At 67.1% G+C, this 19,661-nt stretch carries 24 protein-coding genes; 17 read left to right on the forward strand and 7 right to left on the reverse strand.

Translation table 11 applies throughout. The annotated features are described in order from the left end of the window. Window positions 1-205: 205 nt before the first annotated feature. Together OD750_RS00515 and OD750_RS00520 are read left to right on the forward strand one after the other, a co-directional pair. Window positions 206-1,435 (forward strand): DUF1554 domain-containing protein, encoded by a 1,230-nt coding sequence (locus OD750_RS00515; RefSeq protein WP_263544441.1) that lies wholly within the window; start codon window positions 206-208, stop codon window positions 1,433-1,435. A 229-nt stretch (window positions 1,436-1,664) separates the two neighbouring features. Further along, complete coding sequence (locus tag OD750_RS00520) at window positions 1,665-2,429, forward strand: choice-of-anchor D domain-containing protein (RefSeq protein ID WP_263544442.1); 765 nt, start codon at window positions 1,665-1,667, stop codon at window positions 2,427-2,429. 179 nt (window positions 2,430-2,608) lie between these two features. Here OD750_RS00520 and OD750_RS27430 read toward each other — a convergent pair whose 3' ends face one another. Beyond that, window positions 2,609-2,917, reverse strand: coding sequence for an excalibur calcium-binding domain-containing protein (locus tag OD750_RS27430; RefSeq protein WP_336407541.1), 309 nt, complete (start codon window positions 2,915-2,917; stop codon window positions 2,609-2,611). A gap of 290 nt (window positions 2,918-3,207) precedes the next feature. Here OD750_RS27430 and OD750_RS00530 point away from each other — a divergent pair, with 290 nt between their 5' ends. The 3 genes from OD750_RS00530 (at window position 3,208) to OD750_RS00540 (ending at window position 5,110) form a co-directional block, all read left to right on the forward strand. Further along, window positions 3,208-3,387: a type II toxin-antitoxin system HicA family toxin gene (locus OD750_RS00530; protein WP_263544443.1), complete on the forward strand. Its 180-nt coding sequence runs from the start codon at window positions 3,208-3,210 to the stop codon at window positions 3,385-3,387. Between the two features lie 59 nt (window positions 3,388-3,446). Further along, window positions 3,447-3,848 carry a type II toxin-antitoxin system HicB family antitoxin gene (locus OD750_RS00535; RefSeq protein ID WP_263544444.1) on the forward strand — a complete coding sequence of 134 codons (402 nt, stop codon included), beginning with the start codon at window positions 3,447-3,449 and terminating at the stop codon, window positions 3,846-3,848. A 161-nt stretch (window positions 3,849-4,009) separates the two neighbouring features. Further along, window positions 4,010-5,110, forward strand: coding sequence for a serine hydrolase domain-containing protein (locus OD750_RS00540; RefSeq protein ID WP_263544445.1), 1,101 nt, complete (start codon window positions 4,010-4,012; stop codon window positions 5,108-5,110). A gap of 13 nt (window positions 5,111-5,123) precedes the next feature. On the opposite strand, the gene OD750_RS00545 is transcribed toward OD750_RS00540, so the two are convergent. After that, window positions 5,124-5,357, reverse strand: coding sequence for a hypothetical protein (locus tag OD750_RS00545; RefSeq protein WP_263544446.1), 234 nt, complete (start codon window positions 5,355-5,357; stop codon window positions 5,124-5,126). 247 nt (window positions 5,358-5,604) lie between these two features. Between OD750_RS00545 and OD750_RS00550 the strand changes: the two genes are divergently transcribed. The 4 genes from OD750_RS00550 to OD750_RS00565 all read left to right on the forward strand — a co-directional run bounded on the left by OD750_RS00550 (window position 5,605) and on the right by OD750_RS00565 (window position 9,354). After that, window positions 5,605-6,153, forward strand: a complete 549-nt coding sequence (locus OD750_RS00550) for a cysteine hydrolase family protein (protein WP_263544447.1) — start codon at window positions 5,605-5,607, stop codon at window positions 6,151-6,153. Between the two features lie 214 nt (window positions 6,154-6,367). Then, on the forward strand, window positions 6,368-6,952 hold the full coding sequence (locus OD750_RS00555; RefSeq protein ID WP_263544448.1) for a YncE family protein: 585 nt from the start codon (window positions 6,368-6,370) through the stop codon (window positions 6,950-6,952). Beyond that, window positions 6,886-7,635, forward strand: coding sequence for a beta-propeller fold lactonase family protein (locus tag OD750_RS00560; protein WP_263544449.1), 750 nt, complete (start codon window positions 6,886-6,888; stop codon window positions 7,633-7,635). Before OD750_RS00555 ends, OD750_RS00560 begins: the two co-directional genes overlap by 67 nt. A gap of 180 nt (window positions 7,636-7,815) precedes the next feature. Further along, window positions 7,816-9,354 carry an FAD-dependent oxidoreductase gene (locus tag OD750_RS00565; protein WP_263544450.1) on the forward strand — a complete coding sequence of 513 codons (1,539 nt, stop codon included), beginning with the start codon at window positions 7,816-7,818 and terminating at the stop codon, window positions 9,352-9,354. A gap of 16 nt (window positions 9,355-9,370) precedes the next feature. Here OD750_RS00565 and OD750_RS00570 read toward each other — a convergent pair whose 3' ends face one another. Further along, entirely contained in the window at window positions 9,371-9,988 is a 618-nt protein-coding gene (locus OD750_RS00570) for a BON domain-containing protein (protein WP_263544451.1), read from the reverse strand. A 413-nt stretch (window positions 9,989-10,401) separates the two neighbouring features. Here OD750_RS00570 and OD750_RS00575 point away from each other — a divergent pair, with 413 nt between their 5' ends. From OD750_RS00575 to OD750_RS00585, 3 genes are all read left to right on the forward strand, one after another. Next, window positions 10,402-10,551 (forward strand): hypothetical protein, encoded by a 150-nt coding sequence (locus OD750_RS00575; protein WP_263544452.1) that lies wholly within the window; start codon window positions 10,402-10,404, stop codon window positions 10,549-10,551. Between the two features lie 63 nt (window positions 10,552-10,614). After that, entirely contained in the window at window positions 10,615-10,830 is a 216-nt protein-coding gene (locus tag OD750_RS00580) for a hypothetical protein (protein ID WP_263544453.1), read from the forward strand. After that, the gene (locus OD750_RS00585; protein ID WP_263544454.1) at window positions 10,818-11,156 is read left to right on the forward strand and encodes a hypothetical protein; all 339 of its coding nucleotides are present in this window, start codon (window positions 10,818-10,820) and stop codon (window positions 11,154-11,156) included. The genes OD750_RS00580 and OD750_RS00585 overlap by 13 nt, the downstream gene beginning before the upstream one ends. A gap of 103 nt (window positions 11,157-11,259) precedes the next feature. On the opposite strand, the gene OD750_RS00590 is transcribed toward OD750_RS00585, so the two are convergent. Continuing rightward, a complete protein-coding gene (locus tag OD750_RS00590; protein ID WP_263544455.1) occupies window positions 11,260-11,973 on the reverse strand; it encodes a hypothetical protein in 714 nt (237 codons plus the stop codon). Between OD750_RS00590 and OD750_RS00595 the strand changes: the two genes are divergently transcribed. Further along, window positions 11,972-12,673: a DUF3313 family protein gene (locus OD750_RS00595; RefSeq protein ID WP_263544456.1), complete on the forward strand. Its 702-nt coding sequence runs from the start codon at window positions 11,972-11,974 to the stop codon at window positions 12,671-12,673. The genes OD750_RS00590 and OD750_RS00595 overlap by 2 nt on opposite strands. Before the next feature lie 3 nt (window positions 12,674-12,676). On the opposite strand, the gene OD750_RS00600 is transcribed toward OD750_RS00595, so the two are convergent. Then, the gene (locus OD750_RS00600; RefSeq protein ID WP_263544457.1) at window positions 12,677-12,976 is read right to left on the reverse strand and encodes a hypothetical protein; all 300 of its coding nucleotides are present in this window, start codon (window positions 12,974-12,976) and stop codon (window positions 12,677-12,679) included. Between OD750_RS00600 and OD750_RS00605 the strand changes: the two genes are divergently transcribed. The 4 genes from OD750_RS00605 (at window position 12,971) to OD750_RS00620 (ending at window position 16,571) form a co-directional block, all read left to right on the forward strand. Beyond that, window positions 12,971-15,106 (forward strand): FG-GAP repeat domain-containing protein, encoded by a 2,136-nt coding sequence (locus OD750_RS00605; RefSeq protein ID WP_263544458.1) that lies wholly within the window; start codon window positions 12,971-12,973, stop codon window positions 15,104-15,106. The two genes, OD750_RS00600 and OD750_RS00605, sit on opposite strands and share 6 nt — an antisense overlap. 496 nt (window positions 15,107-15,602) lie before the next feature. Beyond that, window positions 15,603-15,812 carry a cold-shock protein gene (locus OD750_RS00610; protein WP_263544459.1) on the forward strand — a complete coding sequence of 70 codons (210 nt, stop codon included), beginning with the start codon at window positions 15,603-15,605 and terminating at the stop codon, window positions 15,810-15,812. 91 nt (window positions 15,813-15,903) lie between these two features. Continuing rightward, the gene (locus tag OD750_RS00615) at window positions 15,904-16,170 is read left to right on the forward strand and encodes a hypothetical protein (protein WP_263544460.1); all 267 of its coding nucleotides are present in this window, start codon (window positions 15,904-15,906) and stop codon (window positions 16,168-16,170) included. A gap of 26 nt (window positions 16,171-16,196) precedes the next feature. Next, window positions 16,197-16,571: a hypothetical protein gene (locus tag OD750_RS00620; protein ID WP_263544461.1), complete on the forward strand. Its 375-nt coding sequence runs from the start codon at window positions 16,197-16,199 to the stop codon at window positions 16,569-16,571. 213 nt (window positions 16,572-16,784) lie between these two features. Here the strand turns inward: OD750_RS00620 and OD750_RS00625 are convergent, their stop codons facing one another. Both OD750_RS00625 and OD750_RS00630 read right to left on the reverse strand, forming a co-directional pair. Then, window positions 16,785-18,035, reverse strand: a complete 1,251-nt coding sequence (locus tag OD750_RS00625) for a S1 family peptidase (RefSeq protein WP_263544462.1) — start codon at window positions 18,033-18,035, stop codon at window positions 16,785-16,787. A gap of 413 nt (window positions 18,036-18,448) precedes the next feature. Then, entirely contained in the window at window positions 18,449-19,621 is a 1,173-nt protein-coding gene (locus OD750_RS00630) for a hypothetical protein (RefSeq protein ID WP_263544463.1), read from the reverse strand. Between the last annotated feature and the right edge of the window lie 40 nt (window positions 19,622-19,661).

Raw genomic sequence — 19,661 nt, forward strand, 5'->3', positions numbered from 1 at the left:
TCTCCCCACCGCCGCCGCCACACGTCGAATCCGTCGGAAGGCGCGCATCTGAAATGCGTTCCTTTCGGCCGCCGCCGCCTTTGCAGAACTGCCCGGGGCCGACCGGCGCACTTCTGCGTTGGTCTACCGACGAAAAAGCGCCACGCAGTGTCTGCGTGTCAGCCATCGGTGGTAGATTCGCGCGTTTTCGGGGGAGTACCGATCCGTGCGTTTTCCGATTCTTGCTATTTGCGCCGGACTGCTGGCGCTCGGCACCGCCGCGCGCGCCGACCTGCCGCGCGTGTTCATCACCTCGACGCAGGGTTCGGCAAACCTGTCGACCTGGCCCGATGCCCACGGGCTGACCGGCCTCGAGGCCGCCGACGAAATCTGCCGCACCGCCGCCGCGCGGGGCAACCTCGCCGATCCCGCCGAATACGTCGCGTGGCTGTCGGACGACACGCGCGACGCCTACTGCCGCATCCACGGCGCGACCGGCAAGCGCGAGCACCTGTGCGAACTCGCCGCACTGCCGACCGGCGCGGGTCCGTGGTATCGCATGGACGGACTGCCGGCGCTCGATCGCGCCGAGTTCGGGTTTCCGGCGGCGCCGGCACCGGCCTACATGCCGCGGCACGTGCTGTACGACGAAACCGGCGCCGCGGTCGACGGCGAGGAGCGCTTCGCGTTCACCTCGACGCGCAGCGACGGCTCGCTGAGCCACTTCCAGCAGAGCTGCACCAACTGGACCAGCGAATCGACCAATCTCTGGGTCGATTGGATCAGCGCTTACGATGTCGCTGCCGACATCGCGCCGTCGTCGGGCATGTGCGCCTGGCCGTCACGGCTGACCTGCCTCAAGCGCGGCGCACACGGCGATCCGCTGCCGCGCCGGCACGCCTCGACCGCGCGCATGGCGTTCATCTCGTCGATCAAGGGCTCGGGCTATTTCGCGTCGTGGCCGGCGTCGAACGGTACGCCGGGTATCGCCGGCGGCGATCAGATCTGCCGCCGGCTCGCCGCCGACGCGTCGCTGCCGCTGCCCGACACGTACAAGGCGTTCCTGGCCGGCCTCGACGGACACGACCCGCTGCACCGCTTCGTCCACGACGGCCCGTGGTATCGCACCGACGGCGTGCTGCTCGCGACGTCGAAAGCCGCGCTCGTCGCCGGTCCGCTGGCCTCGCCGCTGCAGATCGACGAGCACCGCAATCCCACGACCGGCTTCGTGCATCGCCCGTGGACCGGCAGCACGAGCAACGGCACCGGGAGTCCTCTGCATTGCAACGAATGGACGCAGACGCCGAACGGCACGGTCACCGGTCGGATCGGCAACAACTGGACCGCCGACGCGTCGTGGTCCGGCACCACGTTGAGCGCCTACTGCGCCAGCACCGACGCTCCGGTGTTTTGCTTCGCCGACAACGACTCGCTGTTCGTGGACGGCCTGGAGTAAGGCGGCGGGCGGGTGCGGAACGCACCTGGACACCCCGAAAGCAACCTGCCCGGAAACCGCGACCGACGCGAATGCGTGGACGTCCTGGGCGGGCGGATGCCCCGGATTGATCCATTCGCCCACGCTCCGTGCGGGAAATCCGATGGCAGTGTTCGCGCGTCTTCGTCGTTCAAACCATAAGGCCGGTCCATTCGAGCGCCGGCCTTCTACGTCGCCGCGAGGAATCGGTATGCGTCACACCCTGCGTCTGTTGCTCGGAATGCTGCTATTGACCGGCGCCGCGAGCGCCAGCGCCGCGCTCGTTCCGTCGCCGGGGCAGCTGGATTTCAGGTATCAGGCCGTCTTTACCACCAGCGATCCGAAAGCGACGACACTCACGAACACCGGCAACCAGGCATTGAGCGTGGTTTCGGTGACGCAGGCCAGCGGCGTCTATGCGCGCGCCGGCGGCACCTGCGGCGCAGCGCCGTTCACCATCCCCGCACAGGCGAGCTGCACGATCGCGCACACGTTCACGCCGAGCAGAGTCGATCTGTTCTACCAGACGCTCACGGTCACGCTGGCCGGGGGAGAGCGCGTCGATTTCGGGCTGGCCGGCGAGGGCAGCGAGGGATATCTGGAAATCACGCCGCCATCGCTGTGGTTCTCCTCGACGCCGGTCGGCACGATCGGCATCGAGCAGTCGGCCAACCTGTTCAACAATCGGCCGGTGCCGATGCAGATCGTCCAAATCGGATCGACGAGCGTGCCGGGAGCCGCCGCCTTCGTGCGCAGCGGCGGCACCTGTCCCCAGCCGCCGTTTCAGCAAGGCGCGTACGCTTCGTGCACGCTGGCGTACACCTTCGCGCCGACCGAGGTCGGCAATGTGTGGATGACCGTGGATATCATGGCTTCATCGGGGACGTTCGTTCTGCATCTCAGCGGCGACGGTGCGCCGGAGATTTCGCTTTTCGGGGACGGGTTCGAAGGGCCTGCGCTTGCACCGATTCAGTGAGCCTGGACGGTTCACGTTGGTGCGTAAAAATGGACGCCGAGAATTTGTGAACAGCGGGAATCCCGGCCGGGCGACGCCAACCCGTGCAGATCGGCCGTTTTCCGGGAACCAACCTCCCCGGACGTTCGAAATACTCGGCGATGCGCGCGTCGTCGTCGACTGCGGCTTGTGCCCGCGTCTCAGCCGCACCATTGATGCTCGCAAGGCACGCCGTCCGCGTCGCCGTCCATTTCCGTATTCGGGCAATGCGCGAGAAAGTATTTCGCCTCGGCGCATGAACGCATCTGGGAACAGTGCGTACGGCCGTCGCATTCGAACGACGCACGCGGCGACGCTGCTTCAGGCCGCGCGGCGATGCCGCGCGCGGTCGACGGTGCGCGCAGTTCGATGTCGGGCGACGTCAAAGGAGCGGTATCGCCCGGCAGCTCGCGACGGGCGAAGAGGTATGTCACCGTGACAAGCAACAGAGCGAATGCGAGTTTTCGCACGGTTTCCGTCCGAAGATTTTCCGGCGCCAGTATATGTGTGCCGTCGCTTGTCGGCAGTCTCCTCGCCGGCTCGGTGCTTGGTGCTCAACGCAGCGGAACCTTGCGGATCAACGACGAGTTTGCAGGCGGTCGTCATAGACGCGAGTGTTGACCGATCGCGTTTCGGTCGGTCGCCAAGACACCGTCTTCAGCGCTTCGAAATGGCCGTCGAGGGTGGCAATTTTGCGACAGAACGTTTGCCTGTTTTTGCGTGTTGTGTATGATACACATCGTCGGCGATGGCTAGCGAAATGAACAGTAGAGAGCTGATAAAGCGACTGAAAGACGATGGCTGGGAGCTGAAGAACGTGAAGGGAAGCCACCATGTGTTCAGGCACCCGACGAAACCCGGCCATATCTCCGTCCCGCACCCCGAGAAAGACCTCGGCACGGGGCTTGTGAAGAAGCTGATGAAGATCGCCGGTCTTTGAGGGGTCGGCCCGACGTCAAGGATGATTGATATTCTTTACAAATTTGGAAATATTGCATAATGAAATACGTCATTGCGATCGAGCCGGGTACCGACGATCAGGCTTTCGGCGTCGCAGTTCCCGACCTCCCGGGATGTTTTTCCGCAGGCGACACGGTCGAAGCGGCGATCGACAACGCTCGTGAAGCCATCGAGGCGTGGGCCGAAGCCGTTCTGGACGACGGCGGCGAGATTCCCGCACAACGCTCCATCGACGCGCTGCGCAACGATCCGGAGTACGACGGATGGATCTGGGCGATCATCGAAGCGCCCACCGAACGTCTCCAGGGGCCGTCCGAGCGCGTCAATATCTCGCTGCCGAAACGTGTCCTCGTCAAAATCGACGAGTACGCCACTGCGCACGGTGAAACGCGTAGCGCCTTTCTCGCAAAGGCGGCGCTCGACAAGATCGCCGCGGGTTGAGGCGCAAGCGCGCCGAACGCCGGCCGAGGGCGAGGCCGTCATAGCGCGTCGCACTACCAGGAATGCCAATCCCCGCACGTTCTCGCATAGTCACAACACACCCGCGTCAACGCCGCCGCACCTGTCGCGTTCTCCCCGTGCACACCACGGAGGAAAACCCCATGCGCCGATGCCTCATCTTCGCAGCCGCGTTGCTGTGCCTGCCCGCCGCCGATGCCGCGACGTGCGACTTCTCCGCCGTCGACGCGCGCGTGCAACAACTGCTCGATGCGGCGGCTTTCACCGACGCCGGCATCGCGCTCGGCACGCCGCGCGGCATTCTGTACAAGCGTTACTTTGGTACTTACGGCGACGCGAGCGTCGTACCGATCGCCTCGGCGTCGAAGCTGCTGTCGGCCGTGCGCGTGATGCAGCTCGTCGACCGCGGCGCGATCGATCTCGACACGCCGGTGTCGACGTACCTGCCCGCGTTCACCGGCGACAAGGGCGCGATGACCGTGCGCCGCATGTTTTCGCACACGGCCGGCTACGGCAACGACGAGGACGCGCTCATTCTCGCGGCGCAGAACCTTACGCTCGAGCAGTCGGTGAACTACGTCGCGTGCTGCATGGCGATGCCTTACGGGCCGCCCGGTTCCGCGTTCGCGTACGGCGGCATTTCGATGCAGGTCGCCGGTTACGTCGCGCAGGTGCGCGGCGGCGAGGATTGGGAGCAGGGCTGGAAGAACCATGTCGGCGCGCCGCTCGGCGTCACGACGATCGACTGGCAGGGCCTCGGCGCGACGGCGAACTACCGCATCTCCGGCAGCGCGCGCGCGAGCCTGGCGGACTATTCGCGCGTCGTCGCGATGCTGTCGAACGACGGCGTCGGCAACGGGCGGCGTATCTTGAGTACCACGGCCATCGCGACGCTCAATCGCGACCAGACCGGCGGCGCGCCGCTCGCCTACGCGCCGCCCGCGGCGAACGGCAGCACGGCGTACGGCATCGGCAACTGGATCGAACCGTTTTCGATCAGCGCCGACGCGCCGACGATATCGAGCACCGGCGCGTTCGGCTTTACGCCGTGGGTCGATTTCGGCGCGCGCTACTGGGGCGTGCTGATGGTGCAGCAGCCGAGCGGCGGCTCTCCGACGATCGGCCAGCGCAGCCACGAAGCGGTGGCCGATATCTCGGCGATCGTACGTCCGCTGCTCGCGCAGGGCTGCGATGTTGCCGAGACATTCGACGCGATCTTCCGCGACGGCGCCGAGGTGCCGTGACGCGCTCGCGCGGCTACGCCGCGTACGCGTCGTCGACGGCGTGCGCGACGGCAAGATCCGGCGCGATGCTCGCGAGGAAATGCGCCGCGTCGTAGCTGCATCGGCCGCGCTTGGGCGACTGCCGCGTATACGTGTCGAAATCGATGCGCCGCGCGTCGACGTGCGCCACGACCATCATGCAATGGCCGCCGCCGGCGGGGTCGCGAAACACGTCGCCGGCCACGGGGTTCGTTCTGGGATCGCGCATCTGTCTCTCCTTGACGGGATCGCCGCGCGACGGCGCGGCATGGCGTCGATCATCGTCATCGGCGTCGCACGGAGGGAGACGCGGGCGGTCCGGCCGGTCATCGCCGCTCCGAACGACGAGCGCGTCGGTCCGTCATGGCGAGCGGGGCATACCGATATCGCGCACACGCATCGGCGCTTGAGCGACGGCTTTTCGCCGGCGATATGCTCGACGACCGGGAGCCGCCTTGCCGAATCAGGAGAAAGCCATGACGTTCGATATCGAAGAGAGCCGCATCGACAGCGCGGCGCTCGTGATCATGCACTATCAGGTCGACGTCTTCGCCATCCTCTTCGGCGATCGGCCGTCGCCGCTGCTGGACAGCTGCAATGCGCTGATCCGGCGCTGGCGCGCAACCGGCCGCCCGTTGTTCTTTCCCAACTTCTTTCTCGGCGAAGCGTACGAACTCGCCTCGAAGAACAATCGCCTGATGTCGTCGATCGTGCCGAGCGGCTACTTCCGCAGCGCAGTGCCGATGCACGGGCTCACGATCGAACCCGGCGACCGCTTCTACGCTTGTCCGCGGGCCAGCGTCTTCCACGGCACGACGCTCGACGCCGACCTTCGGGCGCGCGGCGTCGATACGCTCGTGATGGCCGGCATCAGCACCACCGGCGTCGTTCTGTCGAGCGTCGCCCAGGCCAGCGATGCGGATTACGACGTGCGCCTGGTCCGCGACTGCTGCTACGACCCGGACCGCGACGCCCACGAAGCGCTGTTTCGTTCGGGTTTCGGCGGTCGTGTACAGGTGGTGTGACGTTCGCGATCCGGCACTGTGGATCGTTCGGCTTGGCCGCCGTCGTGTAGCGCGTTGGCCCTCGGCGAACGTCGTGTATACGTATTGAAATAAATACTTCGCACGCCGAGCTGCGTCTGCGCTTTTTTCGGACGACCGGTGCAGCGCGGCCGGTCAGCGCACGCCCGCGCAGCGGCATTTCGCGTAAGCTCGCGCATTCGACGGGGAACCGATCATGCCGAACGTTGCTTGCGCCGCACACCGGGTGTTCTCCGCAAGCTGCGGATTCGTGGCGATGTGCCTGTTGCTGGGCGCGGCGCCGGCGATGGCCGCTACCGTCGTGGCCACCGTGCCGGTCGGCAACAATCCCTATGGCGTCGCCGTCCTGCCGGACGGCACCCGGGCCTACGTCACCAACTACAGTACCGACAATGTGTCGGTGATCGACACGGCCACGAACACGGTGACGGCGACGATCGCCGTCGGCAGCCACGCGTACGGGGTCGGCGCCCATCCGAACGGCACTCGCGTCTACGCCACCAATGCCGGTTCCGACACGGTATCGGTGATCGACACGGCCACGAACACGGTGACGGCAACGATTCCCGTCGGCATCCAGCCGCAGTCGGTCGCTGTCCGGTCGGACGGCACGCGCGCCTATGCCACGAACGTCGGTTCTTCCAGCGTGTCGGTGATCGACACGGCCACGAATACGGTGACGGCGACGATTACCGTCGGCGGCAGCCCCTTTCGGTGGCATTGCGGCCGGACGGCACGCGCGCCTACGTCGCCAACGCCGACAACAACTCGGTGTCGGTGATCGACACGGCCACGAACTCGGTAGTGGCGACGATTCCCGTCGGCAACCTGCCTTCCGCCGTGGCCGTGAGGCCGGACGGCGCCCGCGCCTATGTCGCCAACTTCGGCTCCGACAACGTGTCGGTGATCGATACGGCCACGAACACGGTGACGACGACGATTGCCGTCGGCAATGGTCCTCGAGGCGTCGCTTTTCGACCGGTCGGCACCCGCGCCTACGTCACCAACTACGGCGGCAGCGCGGTATCGGCGATCGACACGGCCACGAACACCGTGACGGCGACGATCCCCGTCGGCACGTTCCTGCATGGCGTCGCGTTCAGGCCTGACGGCGCTCGCGCCTACGTCGTCAGCTACGTTGCGTATACCGTTTCGGTGATCGCGATCGGGCCGCAGGTCGCGGCGTTGTCGCCGGGCAACGGTCCGGCGGTGGGCGGCACCGTGGTGACGCTCACGGGCATCAATTTCACCGGCGCCACCGCGGTGAACTTTGGCGCGATACCGGCCGCGAGCTTCACCGTCAACAGCGACACGCAGATCACCGCCACCGCTCCGGCGACGGGCAGCCTCGGCATCGTCGACGTGAGAGTGACGACGCCCGACGGCATCAGCGTCAATTCCGCCGCCGACGACTACAACTACGATACGTTGCCGGTGACGTTGCAATCGTTCGACGTGAAGTAGAACGACGAAAGCGGCCCCGGCGCCGTCGGGAGGCGATCGTGCCGGCGCGGTATTTTGCCGCGCTTTGCGCGTTGTGAACGTTTGCCGTCGCGCGCCGCTTGCGCCCGGCCCCGGACTGCGCTTTGCTTGCGCCTCCCGCGAAGTACGCGATCACCGTTCCCCGATGATCAGGAGCCGCCCATGTCCAGCTCGCATTCCGATACCGCGCAACACCCGGACCTGACGCTCGGCGTCGACGCTTCCTCGATTCCCGACGACGGCGTGCTGCCGGGTCGCGTCGGCGACAGCCCCGTGCTGCTCGCGCGCGTCGACGGCGCCATCGTCGCCGTCGGCGGCGCGTGCACGCACTACGGGGGCGCGCTGCACGAAGGCCTGCGCACCGGATGTTTCATTCACTGTCCGCTGCATCACGCGTGTTTTGACCTGCGCACCGGCGCGGCCGTGCGCGCGCCGGCACTCAATCCGCTGGAGCGCTGGAAAGTCGAAGAGCAGGGCGGCAAGGTATTCGTGCGCGAAACGCTCGCGGCTGCCGACGCCGATGCGCGCGACGCATCGGGCGATCCCGCATCGATCGTCATCGTCGGCGGCGGCGCGGCGGGCCTCGCGGCGGCGCAGCGGCTGCGCGACCTCGGCTACGCCGGCGCGCTGACGATGCTGAGCGACGACACGCTCGCGCCGTACGACCGGCCGAACGTATCGAAGGACTATCTCGCAGGCACCGCCGATCCGGCGTGGATGCCGCTGCGCGACGACGCGTTCTATCGCGACCGCGGCATCGCGCTGCGCACCGGCACGCGCGTCGAGGCGATCGACGCGGCGGCGCGCCGCGTCGTGCTCGCCGGCGGCGAAGCGCTGTCGTACGACCGCCTGCTGCTCGCGACCGGCGCCGAGCCGAACCGGCCCGCGACGCCGGGCTTCGATCGCGACAACGTCTTCGTCGTGCGCAGCCAGGACGACAGCGATCGCCTGATCGCCGCGGCGCGGAATGCGTCGTCGATCGCGGTCGTCGGTTCGAGTTTCATCGGGCTCGAGGTGGCGGCGTCGCTGCGCGCGCGCGGCCTGCCGGTGCACGTGATCGGCCGCGACGACGTGCCGATGGCCGGCAAGCTCGGCGGCGCGATCGGTGCGCTGATCCAGGACGTGCACGAGCGCAACGGCGTGCAATTCCATCTGCGCCGTTCGGTGCAGGGCTACGACGGCGAGCGCCTGACGCTCGACGACGGTTCGACGGTCGAGGCCGACGTCGTCGTGCTCGGCGTCGGCGTGACGCCGAGGCTCGCGCTCGCCGAATCGGCCGGGCTCGCGCTCGACAAGGGCGTGCGCGTCGATGCGTCGATGCGCACGAGCGATCCGAACATCTACGCCGCGGGCGACATCGCACGCTTTCCGAATCCGTTCGGCGGCGCGGCGATTCGCGTCGAGCCTATCCGTGTCGAGCATTGGGTGCTCGCCGAGCGCCTCGGGCAGATCGCCGCCGCGGCGATGCTCGGCATCGACGAGCGCTACGACGAGGCGCCGTTCTTCTGGAGCGTGCACTACGACGTGACGATCCGCTACGTCGGCAGCGCCGACGGCTGGGACGCGATCGAAGAGATCGGCTCGGTCGCGCAGCGCGACGCCGAGGTGCGCTATCGCAAGGGCGGTCGCGTCGTTGCGGTCGCGACGATCAATCGCGACGTCGCATCGCTCGAAGCGGCGGAGCTGGGCCTGCTGCGATAGCGGACGCTCGCCTTCGCTAGCGAACGAGCCCGCTCGCATCGACCGAGCGAACGCCGAGTGTCTGCACCGCCAATGCCGTCGCGCGTTCGATGCCGGACGCGTCGGCCATCTTCCCGCGCAGATGCACGATGCCGTCGACGGACGACACGTCGATGCCGCAGCTGTCGACCGCCCGGGAAAACGACAACGTGTAGCGAAGCGCCGACGCGATCCACGCATCGGACTTCGCCTGCGCACTCAGCCGCGCGGCGTCGCGCGAAACCGCGCCTTGCCTCGCGCCTTCGGTGCGCGGTGGCCAGTAGGCGACGTCGAGCCGGTTGTTCACGCGAATGACGCCGTAGGTGTCGAGCGCCGCGGCGGCGATCTCGGCCTTGTCGGCTTCGGTGCGCGTCAACCCCCGGATTTCCACGACGCCCCGTTGCGTCGAGATGCGAACGTCCGCCGAGTCGACGGCCTTGTTGAACGACAGGCGCGACAGGATCGCCGTCGTCATCGCGCCGTCGTCGACCACGGCGTCGCAGCGCGCGCGCGCGGTGTCGACCGGTGCAGCTGCAGCGGACGCGTCCGCGCGTGCAGCCATGGGCGCGGCAGCGAGCGACAGCTGCGCGATCGCGAGCCCGGCGAAGGTGATCATGGGAATTCCAGTACGTCGTGTTTTGCGCGCGATTGCCGCGTTGCGAATCGAAAAGCCGGCGTGCAACAGGGCGATTCGACGCAGGAACCGAGAGGGAACCTTCGATCAACGTACGCCCCGGGTGCAGGGGGCGCAAGTGCTGGTGGTTTCGTTATGCAAATATATTTCTTTGTATATAAAACCAATAAATGACGTAACGGTTTGGTAACAAGTCCGGGCGCATAGTCGCGGTATCCCTGCCGGATCTGCGGCCATTGCAGATCCCAACAGCGACGTCAGCCGCTCCGGCTGTCGCTCTGCGCGCTGTCTCTTCATCACGTCCAATGGTACCGGGCTCCGGTACTGTCCGGCCGCGGCTGTCCGCGGACCTCTGTCTGGAGATTCACGCCATGGACGGTGCACGGGAGTACGCCATGAACAACAGTCACGACAACAGCACGAATCCGCCGGTCGCCGCGAATACCGAGAACAAGCCGGCGAACGAGACGGTCGAGCAGGCCGCCGCGCCGGCGGATGCGCCCGTCGAGCCCGCGAACGATTCGAGCGAGCCCACCCGGGCTTGAACCGATCAGGGAACGCCGGCGCTATCGCGCGCCGGCGCGTCACGCGAATCCGCGGTGCAGTCAATGAACGAAGTTCCGATGGTCCGCGGCGGCGACGCCGCGAATGCTTCCTTCTACGGCGAGGTGCAGTCCGTGCCTGAAAAAAGTCGCTTTGCGAACAATTTCATTCCGGTGCTCGCGCGCCGGGTCGCGGCCGGCCCGCATCGCAGGCGCCAGCGCCTCGACGGACTGCTGCGCGTACCGGCGTGGCCGACGGCGACCGCGCGATGGATACGCTAGATCTCCGGTCGGGCGGCCGTGCGCGAACGGTCGGCGCGAACGCGCCGTCGACGCTCGAAGTGGCGTTCACGATCGTCGACGATCCGTCGAACGACATCGTGTACAAGGGCGCCGGCAGCTATGCCGCGACGCGCGGGGAAACCGCGGTCCGCCTGGTCGAAAGCAACTTTCCGCCGTTGCGCTTCAACCTCAGTTTCGATCTGGGCCTGCGAACGCTGCACGCGAGTGCGCGCATCGATTTTCCGTTCGAGAACGATGTGTTTCTGCTCGTTCTGGCGAGCGCGTTGACGTCGACGGGGACGCGATTGGCGCCTGACGCCGACTGACTTTTCCCGCGGGTGCCGACGCAGCGACGCGCGTGCCCGGGATCGGCGATCGAACGTGCCTGTTAGTTGCCGGGCGCCGAAACGGTGACTGCGAGACGCCTCGTCATGCGCCTCGGTCGGCAGCGCCGAAAAGTTTGTCCCAGTAGTAGCCGTAACCCCATGCCTTGACGCCAGACGAGCGACCCGTATACGACTTCTCGTCGGTACGCAGCTCGCTGGCGCATCCGAAATGAAAGGTTGCGCTGCGAAACACGTGGCCATACGACTCCGTGATTCTGATTCCCGCAACGTCGAATTCGACCTCCATCGATGCGTACAGCAGCGCATCAGCAGGGATGCGGTGAGCGGCGGCCTCTTTCAGAAGCCATTCTCGATAGAGAGTGCCGGTACGCATCTGCGGGTGAGCAATGCCGTCGATCGACGCGCTTCCTTGCAGAAAGTCGAATATGACGCGACCGTTCCGCTTCCCGGCCAGAATCGCAAGATCGAACCCGTCGGGTAGATCCAGAAATCTCTGTGGCAGCATGTTCGCGAAGTGCTGGATGACTTTCCGGCGCATCTGGCGGCGCGGCTCCTGGTCGAACGCCGGAATCGGCATCGCATCGCTTTTGAAACGGTAGCGACCAAGTATCGGCTTGCTGCGGGCTTTTCGACAAGCGAATCTCCGACGCGCTTTCGCGTTGCTTGATTGACGATGGGACGGTCCCGGTGTCGTCGCCGTACCTCCTCCTGTACGCTTCTTCGGATTGACGACGGGCGCAACGCCGCCGTTCGTCCGGACTTTCGTTTTTTCGATTTCCTCAGGGGGAAGTTTCATGCTCAAGCACACTGGGTGGGTCGTTGCCGCATTGTTCGCCGCGCTGTCGTGTAATTCGGCCGTTGCGGCCGGCGCCGAACCACCGACCACGTTCAAGAAAGCATCGGATACATGGAAGAAGGACGGACTGCAGCCGGTGCGCGCGGAAGGGCTCGATCTCGTCTACGTACGCAAGGAATCTCGCCTGAACGGCTATTCCAAGGTGCTGCTCAAATCCGTGTCGGTCGACGTCAATCCCGACTGGCGCCGCAAGTCCGGCATGAGCATCAGCACGACGCCGGTCAAGGTGAAGCCGGTGATCGAAGCGGTCACCGCGATGGTGAGCGAGGAAGTGCGCAAGGCGCTCGAAGCCGGCGGCTACGCACTCGTCGACGCGCCCGGGCCGGACGTCGCCGAGATCGACGTCGCGGTCGTGAATCTGTTCCTGATCGCGACCGACGAAATGATGGAGCGCGACAAGTCGGTCGACGCGAAGTCGGTCGGCCGGATGTCGCTCGTCGCGACCGTGCGCGATGCCGCGAGCGGCGATCTCGTGCTGCATGCGTTCGACGACGAGGTCGGCCACAAGCCCGACCGGCCGTACCGCGAAGCGGCGGCCGAGTGCATGGACTGGGTGCGTTCGGCGCTGGCCGCGTGGGCTGGCACGCTCAGGAGCGGACTCGATATTTCCACCGGCAAGCGGTCGCTGTCGGCCCGCTGAGCCTCATCGCCGCGCGAGATCGGGCCGTTCCGGCAACACCTCGGCCAGCACGCGCCGAAGTTCCGGCGTGACGATCCACGCCGCCGCGTCCTCGCACTCGCTCTCGGGCTGAGCCCAGTACAAGAGCGAGTGGATGTGCAGATCGATGTTCCGGCGCGGCCGCTTCCTTTTGCCCGAGCGCGTCGATATCTCCGCGCTCCGCGCGCCGCCGCGGTGTCGCCGCGGGCCGTCTTGCTGATATCGTCGTGTTTTGCGTCCGCGCGCCTCGCGCGAGCCGCCAATGGAAGGATCCTCGTCGTGCACAAGCCTCTGCGCCTCGCGTTGCTGATCGGCGGTCTCGTTCTCGCCGCGCAGTCGTCCGCCGCGATCGATCTTGCGCTCGTGCGCAGCGGCGTCGGCGTCACCGGCGGTCCGCGCCAGCTCGCGGGCCATCTCGACGTCAACGGCAACGGCCGTCGCGAGCTGCTGGTCGCGGCGCGCTGGCACGTCACGCTCGCCGAGGAAGATGCGGGTCCGCGCGGCTATCGCGAGGTGGCGCGCATCGACGCGCCGTCGTACCAGGAGTTCGGCGGCGCGCTGCTCGTCGACGTTCCCGGCGCCGCGCCGGCGCTGCTGCTGCAATGGAGCGGCCGGCTGGAGCTGCGCGATGCCGCGACGCTGCGCATCAAGGCATCGCTCGACGGTCAGTTCGGCTGGCCGCTGCTCGGCGATGTCGACGGCGACGGCCTGCCCGAGATCGTCGTCGAATCCGGCAACGGCGTCGCGCTGCTCGACCCCGCGACACTCGCCGCGCGCGGCAACGTCGGAGGATGGATCGGCGCCATGGCGGCGGCCGACATCGTCGGCGACGCGCGCGCCGAGATCGTTTCGGGCGACGGCCGCGCCTACACGGTGACGCGCAGCGGCAGCGAGCTGTCGGCGACCGAAGTCTGGAACGCCGGTATTGCCGGCACGTGGATTCCGTATCCCGTCGACGTCGACGGACACACGGCGATCGTCCTGCACGACAGTTTCGGTTTCAGCGCGCAGCTCGCGACGTTCCGGCCGACGCCTTCCCTGCGCACGCTCGTACCGGCCGACGGCCCGAGCTTCGTGCCGCGCTTTGCCGATGTGAACGGCGACGGGCGCGTCGATCTCGTCGCGGCCACCGGCTCCAAGGTGCGCGCGCTCGATATCCCCTCGGGCGCGACGCTGTGGGAGCGCGACACGATCTATCAGCCGCCCTACATCGGATCGGTCGCCTTTCCGGCAACCGCCGATCTCGACGGCGACGGCACGGTCGAAATCGCCTGGGCCGACGCGTCGTACGACTCGGGCGTGGTCGCGGCCTCCGCACCGATCGTCGGCGCACCGCGCTGGCGGGCGGACCGCAACCAGTCGCGCGTCGCGGACTGGACGCGGGTCAGGCGCGCCGACGGTTCGTCGTCGATCGCCTATCTGACTGACGCGACCGAATCCTACCCGCGCCTGCACACGCTCGGTTTTCTCGACGGCGTGACGTTGGCCGACGAAGGCGGTTCGGCGCTGGCGTGGCTGCCCGACTACAACGGCTACTCCCGGAGCATCGTCCAGCACGCCGTCGCTGCGCTGCCGGTCGCGGGCGACGGCGACGCCATCGTCGTCTCGGGTGCGGAACTGCCGATGTTCGGCGGAACGCCGCTCGCGCGCTGGCTGTGGACGTTCGACAGCACCGGCGCGCTCGTCTCGTCGCGCGCACTCGCATCGACCACCGACCCGCAGCGCATCGCCGTGGCGCAGGTGCTCGACCGGCCCGAGCGGCAGGTCGTCACGGCCGGCTGGATTCCGTTTCCGACGTCCGGCGCATCGACATGGACGGCGCGCGTCGAGGTCGTCGACTACGCGACGGGCGCCGTGCTGTGGCAATCGGTGCTGCTGCCGTCGTACGACGGCGCGCCGCTGACGAAGCTCGCCGTCGCCGATCTCGACGGCGACGGCCGGCTCGAGGTCGTCGTCGCATACGGCGACAAGGTCGCGGTGCTCACCCCCGCGAGCGGCACGGGCGTCGTCGCGAACTACCCGGCACAGACGTTTTCGGTGCTCGCGCGCGGCCCCGGGCGCAGCGCGAAACTGGCCACGCTGCGGAACACCGACGTCGCGGTCTACGACGGCTTTTCCGTAGTGCCGCAGAAAACGTTCGTGCTGCCCGACTACGCGCAGGATATCGTCCTGTTCGCGCAGGCGCCGGACGACGCGCTCCTGTTCGCGACATCGGGATACGGCGGCCTCGCGGTTCGTCGATATGCCGACGGCGACGTCGTCGCGACGTCCCGGCCGCATTCCGGGGTCGGCGGCATGTTGCTCGCCGCGACCGATGCCGACGGCGACCGTCGCGTCGACATCGTCGGTTCCGATCCGGGATTCATGGTCTGGCGTCTCGACAACGATTACATTTTTCGCGGGGCGTTCGATTAAGCCCCGCGTCGAGCTCGCGCAGTTTCGCCGCAATCATCGGCGCTGAACAATCGGAGCGAACCGAGCGCATCGTTGCGGCGAGCATGCCGACGCCGCCGGCGACGAACGTCCAACGCGCCGGTATCGCCAGCGACGCGGGCAGCCGGCGAACGCCTCGGCGAGACGTGCGGCGAGGCCGCCGATCACGGCGAGCGGCACGAGCGCGAGCACCGGCACGGGCAACCCGTTCCGCCGCGTTGACGGGGCCGCACTGGCGCAAAGTGGCAAAGTATTTTCTCGACCGCCGGCGGACCTCCGGCCGCTTTCGGCACCTGCGCTCGCTTTCGTAAGGTTTAGGGAGTACAGTGGGTGCACTGTGCTTGCTCGGTCACCGTGAATCCTGTGACCCGGTTGATCTACCGATCCTCCCTCTCATCCCTCGCGTTACCCCTTGCAAACCAGTCGCTTCATCCGGACGCGTAGTCCGTTGTCATTATACATTGCAAGGAGTAGATTTATGTCGGATCGTCAGAGCGGCACCGTCAAGTGGTTCAACGACGCCAAGGGCTTCGGTTTCATCACCCCGCAGAGCGGCCCGGACCTGTTCGTGCATTTCCGCGCGATCCAGGGCAGCGGCTTCCGCACGCTGCTGGAAGGCCAGGCCGTGACCTTCGTCGCCGTGCGCGGTGAGAAGGGCATGCAGGCCGACCAGGTTCAGGTTGCCTGATCCAACGCTGTAAACCGGTCTTCGCGGCGTTCGCCGCGAAGACCTTCGCGCCGGACATCGGCGCGTACGACGCAAGACCGCCAAGGCGCTTATGGCAGGCAAGATCGTCCTGTTTCAGTTCCGGCTGGCGAGCGACCGCAGCGTCAGCCCGCGCCAGCTCAGAGAGATCTGGTCGCTTGCCTCCAATTCCGCCAAAGTGTCGGTCTCAAGGACGCCGCGGCTCGTCGGCGCCGGATTCACCTATTCGCTGTCCGGTCCTTCGGACATGCCGAACATCGCCGCGGTCGAATCGCGGCTGCGCATACTTCTGGACAAATACGTCGAAGGCGCCGCGATAACGCTCGCACGGATGCACTGAATCGTCGCAACAGCGAGGGGCTGCGTATGAATTACGATATTGCGATTGGCCGCTGCATCGGTTTCGACGCCGAGAACGCCGTCGTCAAGCTCGAAGGCGCCATGCTGGTGAAGCTCGAGCCGAGCTTCGTGTTCAAGGGACCGACGAAGGCGCTGCTCAAGGTCGCGCGGTCGGTCTGGAGCAAGACGCGACCGCCGCTCGCCGACAAGGAGTTTTTCGTCGATCGCGATGCGATATCGGCGCATCCGGAAGCGTTTCTCGACTACAACGGCGACGATCGCTACGTGAGCGTCGATCTGCGCGCGCTGCTGAACGATCCGAGTTCGAACGCGCCGCCGGCCAACGCGCAGCGCCCGCAGGCGTCCGACTATCCCAACACCTTGCGCCGCCGGATATTCTAGTGGCCTGTAACAGACAAATCGAAAGCAGCTCGCTCGTCCTGGCCGCGCAGTACTTGCTGCTCACTCGGCCGATAGCGGGTGCTATCGGCCTCGCTCCGCAGCGGCGTCCTGCACGACCAGTCCTTTGCGATCCCTCTTCCGATTTATCTGTTACAGGCCACTAGCCGCAAAGAACGCCGGCCGTGCAAACGGCACGACCGGCGCCCGATCGGCTTACGGCTGCACCGGATAGCCGTTGTACAGCCGGATCACGTCCGCCCAGTCCTGGAAATACATCTGCGTTCCGCTGCCCGCGGAAACGACGCCTTTCGCGCGCACGCCGTCGCCGAGCAGCGAAAACACCGGACCGCCGCTGTCGCCGCCGCGCACGGCCGTGCCGCCGTTGATCTGCGTCGTCTGGATCAGGCCGTAGACCGTATAGCCCCAGTCGCCGTCGGAATCGGGGTGTTCGCGCGGCCACGACACGTTCGTGCTCGATCCCGTGCGCAGTCCGCAGACCACGCCGCTCGACATGCTCGACTGGCACAACAGCTCGCCGCCCGAGTGGTAGCCCCAGCCGAGCACGTTCTTGTAGTCGTTGCCGTTCGGCTGCACGTTGTCGAACATGCGGTAGAAACCGCCCGCGTCGATCAGGATCAGGTCGTACGAATACTGGTCTCGTGTGACCGGGCCCATGTACTGCCCGTCGTAGCCCTGGTAGCCGACATCCGGGGTGGTAGCGCAGTGCGCCGCGGACAGCACCCACGTGCGATTGTAGGCGCGAATGCCGAACCCGGTGGTGCACTGCGCGCGGAACTGCGTACCGCGACGCGAGACCCAGTAGCCGCCGGCGTTCCACGGCGGCGAGTCGTCCGTGCGGCTCATCAGCTCGATCGTTTCGGTCGCGGTGCTCACATCGACGCGGACGTCGACGCGCGCGTCGGCGAGCACGCGCTCGGCCGTGGCGAGCGTGGGGCCGAACGCCTTCGCGCGCGACGCCGCGTGTTTCTCGAAGGCGGCGCGCGGCATGCGCTGCACGTCGAGGCCGCCACCGTCGTTGCGGATCGTCACGGCCTGGATTTCGCTACCGCCGAGCTTGCGCGCGGCCTTGTCGATCTTCGCCGCAGCGGCCTCGAGTTCGGCGAGCGAATAATCCGCCGGCTTGACCGTCACGGCGCCGACGCCGCGTGCGCGGTCGAGCGCGTTGCGCATGTCGAGGCTCAGCGGACCCTTGTAGTACAGCCAGACGCCGTCGCCTTCGAACGCGACGCCGGCGAAGCCGGAGCCGGGCGATTGCAGATGCGCCTCGTACAGCGCCGTTACCGCGGGCTGCAGCTTTTCCTGCTTGCGCATGATCGCGAGCGTGTCGGCATCGAGCGTGGCGAGGAACGAACCGGATTTCGCGGTCGGATCGACCGGCTCGTCGGAAGCGTGGACGGAGCCGGCCGCGAGCAGGCCGGCGATCAACACGGACAAATGGAGCATGTTGCGTTTCATCGGGTTTCTCCAGGGGATGGCCGCGTCGTTCGTTCAGGGCGATCGGTGCGGCGGGTATCGATTGAGCGGTTTGTTGCGGTTTTCGCGTTCGTTCAGTTAGTTCATATTCGCTCCTTGTGTAAATTGCTGGAGGAAACGATCGTGGCGACGCGGCTCACGGCGTGAGACGTCCGCGCGACGGATATGGAACGGCGATTTCGGCAACACGCGGCGTCGCGCGCTTATGCAATCAAGGAATATTGACTACATGTAGTAATGTGGAGAAATTATGAATCGCGCGGCGACGCCTTCCGTTGCGACGGAAGGCGGTTCGCGATGCCGGGACGGGCGGGGTGGCGGTGCCGGGTGACGCCGGCCGTTGCGGCCGGCGCGACGATCGCCGCCACGGCGGCGATTGGCGATCAGTCCGCCGCGGGCGTTTCAGGCAGCGGCGTGTCGCAATGCGGGGCGCCGCGCTCGGCGACGGCGGCCATCACGTAGTCGCCGTTGCCGCTCACGCGAAAAAACGTCGACGCCGCGCCGTCGTCGCGCCGCAGTTCGACCTGCGTCGTGCCGGGCGCGTCGACGCAGGCGGCGATGGCGCCGAATTCCACCGGTTCGTAGCGCTTGCGCGCGGCATGCAGCGCCTCGTGCGCCTGCTCGAGCGACGACGCCTGCGCCGACCAGCGGCGCGCGAGCGGCCACGGCGAGACGATCCATTCGTCGACGAAGTCGCGTGCGCTGCTTGCGACGGGCGCCACGCGCGTCGCGGTCGCACCGTCGATCGCGTAGCGGCGTACGTATTCGCGATTGTGCAAGCCGGTGTCGATGCTCGCGCCGGTGAAGCGCAGCTCGACGTGTCCGGCGTCGACTTTCAGCCGGCCGGTGTCGTCGTTGCCCCACCACAGGCCGTCGCTGCCGGCGAACACCGGTGCCGGCGCGTCGGGATTCGCGCCCGGCCGCAGCACCGTGTAGTCGATCGTCGACCACGTCGACGTGCACCAGGGCCGGATATGCGACATCGCCGCGAACCAGCGGCCGTCGCCGTCGCGTGGCGATACGGCAACCTGGAACGCACTCCACGCGCCGTCGACGCGCGCATAGCGCGGGCTCGTCGTCGTCAGCACGCGGCGCCAGTGCGCGCCGTCCGGCACGTACGCGAGCCATAGCGCATCGACGCCGCAAGGAATCGGAATCTGCGCGGTCACGCCGAGCAGCGGCGGGTCGTCGAATGTCCTGGCTTCGACGCCGATCGCGGCATCGCCGGTCTTGCCGTCGCCGGCGGCGCGTTCGAGCGCTGCAGCGAGCGTTTTCGTATCCGTGCTTTTCGACGCGGCGCACGCGACCTGCGCGTCGACGAGCGTCACCAGCGCCGCTTTCAGCGCGACGATCGCGTCGCTCGTCGCGGGCGCGAGGTCGGTGTCGAGGTCGTTGCCCGCGACGGCCGCCCGCACGACGCCGCGCGGCGCGGCGATCGCGTCCGCCGCCTTCTTCGAGGCCTCGGTCGAACACGCGGTTTGCGCGAACGCGGTGACGGGCAGCGCGCCGCAGGCCAGCAGCGCGACGGCAGGAAGGCGGGAACGACGTTGGCGCATGGCGATGCGAAGATCGTGGCGGCGGTGCGCAGTATGATGC

The sequence above is a fragment of the Tahibacter soli genome, from assembly GCF_025717065.2.
Classification (GTDB): Bacteria; Pseudomonadota; Gammaproteobacteria; order Xanthomonadales; family Rhodanobacteraceae; genus Tahibacter; species Tahibacter soli.

Excerpts from the sequence above, each read along its gene's own strand:
- OD750_RS00520 (WP_263544442.1), top strand. The coding sequence starts at position 1,665 with ATGCGTCACACCCTGCGTCTGTTGCTCGGAATGCTGCTATTGACCGGC.
- OD750_RS00530 (WP_263544443.1), top strand. The coding sequence starts at position 3,208 with ATGAACAGTAGAGAGCTGATAAAGCGACTGAAAGACGATGGCTGGGAG.
- OD750_RS00535 (WP_263544444.1), top strand. The coding sequence starts at position 3,447 with ATGAAATACGTCATTGCGATCGAGCCGGGTACCGACGATCAGGCTTTC.
- OD750_RS00540 (WP_263544445.1), top strand. The coding sequence starts at position 4,010 with ATGCGCCGATGCCTCATCTTCGCAGCCGCGTTGCTGTGCCTGCCCGCC.
- OD750_RS00545 (WP_263544446.1), bottom strand. The coding sequence starts at position 5,357 with ATGCGCGATCCCAGAACGAACCCCGTGGCCGGCGACGTGTTTCGCGAC.
- OD750_RS00550 (WP_263544447.1), top strand. The coding sequence starts at position 5,605 with ATGACGTTCGATATCGAAGAGAGCCGCATCGACAGCGCGGCGCTCGTG.
- OD750_RS00555 (WP_263544448.1), top strand. The coding sequence starts at position 6,368 with ATGCCGAACGTTGCTTGCGCCGCACACCGGGTGTTCTCCGCAAGCTGC.
- OD750_RS00565 (WP_263544450.1), top strand. The coding sequence starts at position 7,816 with ATGTCCAGCTCGCATTCCGATACCGCGCAACACCCGGACCTGACGCTC.
- OD750_RS00570 (WP_263544451.1), bottom strand. The coding sequence starts at position 9,988 with ATGATCACCTTCGCCGGGCTCGCGATCGCGCAGCTGTCGCTCGCTGCC.
- OD750_RS00575 (WP_263544452.1), top strand. The coding sequence starts at position 10,402 with ATGAACAACAGTCACGACAACAGCACGAATCCGCCGGTCGCCGCGAAT.
- OD750_RS00580 (WP_263544453.1), top strand. The coding sequence starts at position 10,615 with ATGAACGAAGTTCCGATGGTCCGCGGCGGCGACGCCGCGAATGCTTCC.
- OD750_RS00585 (WP_263544454.1), top strand. The coding sequence starts at position 10,818 with ATGGATACGCTAGATCTCCGGTCGGGCGGCCGTGCGCGAACGGTCGGC.
- OD750_RS00595 (WP_263544456.1), top strand. The coding sequence starts at position 11,972 with ATGCTCAAGCACACTGGGTGGGTCGTTGCCGCATTGTTCGCCGCGCTG.
- OD750_RS00590 (WP_263544455.1), bottom strand. The coding sequence starts at position 11,973 with ATGAAACTTCCCCCTGAGGAAATCGAAAAAACGAAAGTCCGGACGAAC.
- OD750_RS00610 (WP_263544459.1), top strand. The coding sequence starts at position 15,603 with ATGTCGGATCGTCAGAGCGGCACCGTCAAGTGGTTCAACGACGCCAAG.
- OD750_RS00615 (WP_263544460.1), top strand. The coding sequence starts at position 15,904 with ATGGCAGGCAAGATCGTCCTGTTTCAGTTCCGGCTGGCGAGCGACCGC.
- OD750_RS00620 (WP_263544461.1), top strand. The coding sequence starts at position 16,197 with ATGAATTACGATATTGCGATTGGCCGCTGCATCGGTTTCGACGCCGAG.
- OD750_RS00625 (WP_263544462.1), bottom strand. The coding sequence starts at position 18,035 with ATGCTCCATTTGTCCGTGTTGATCGCCGGCCTGCTCGCGGCCGGCTCC.
- OD750_RS00630 (WP_263544463.1), bottom strand. The coding sequence starts at position 19,621 with ATGCGCCAACGTCGTTCCCGCCTTCCTGCCGTCGCGCTGCTGGCCTGC.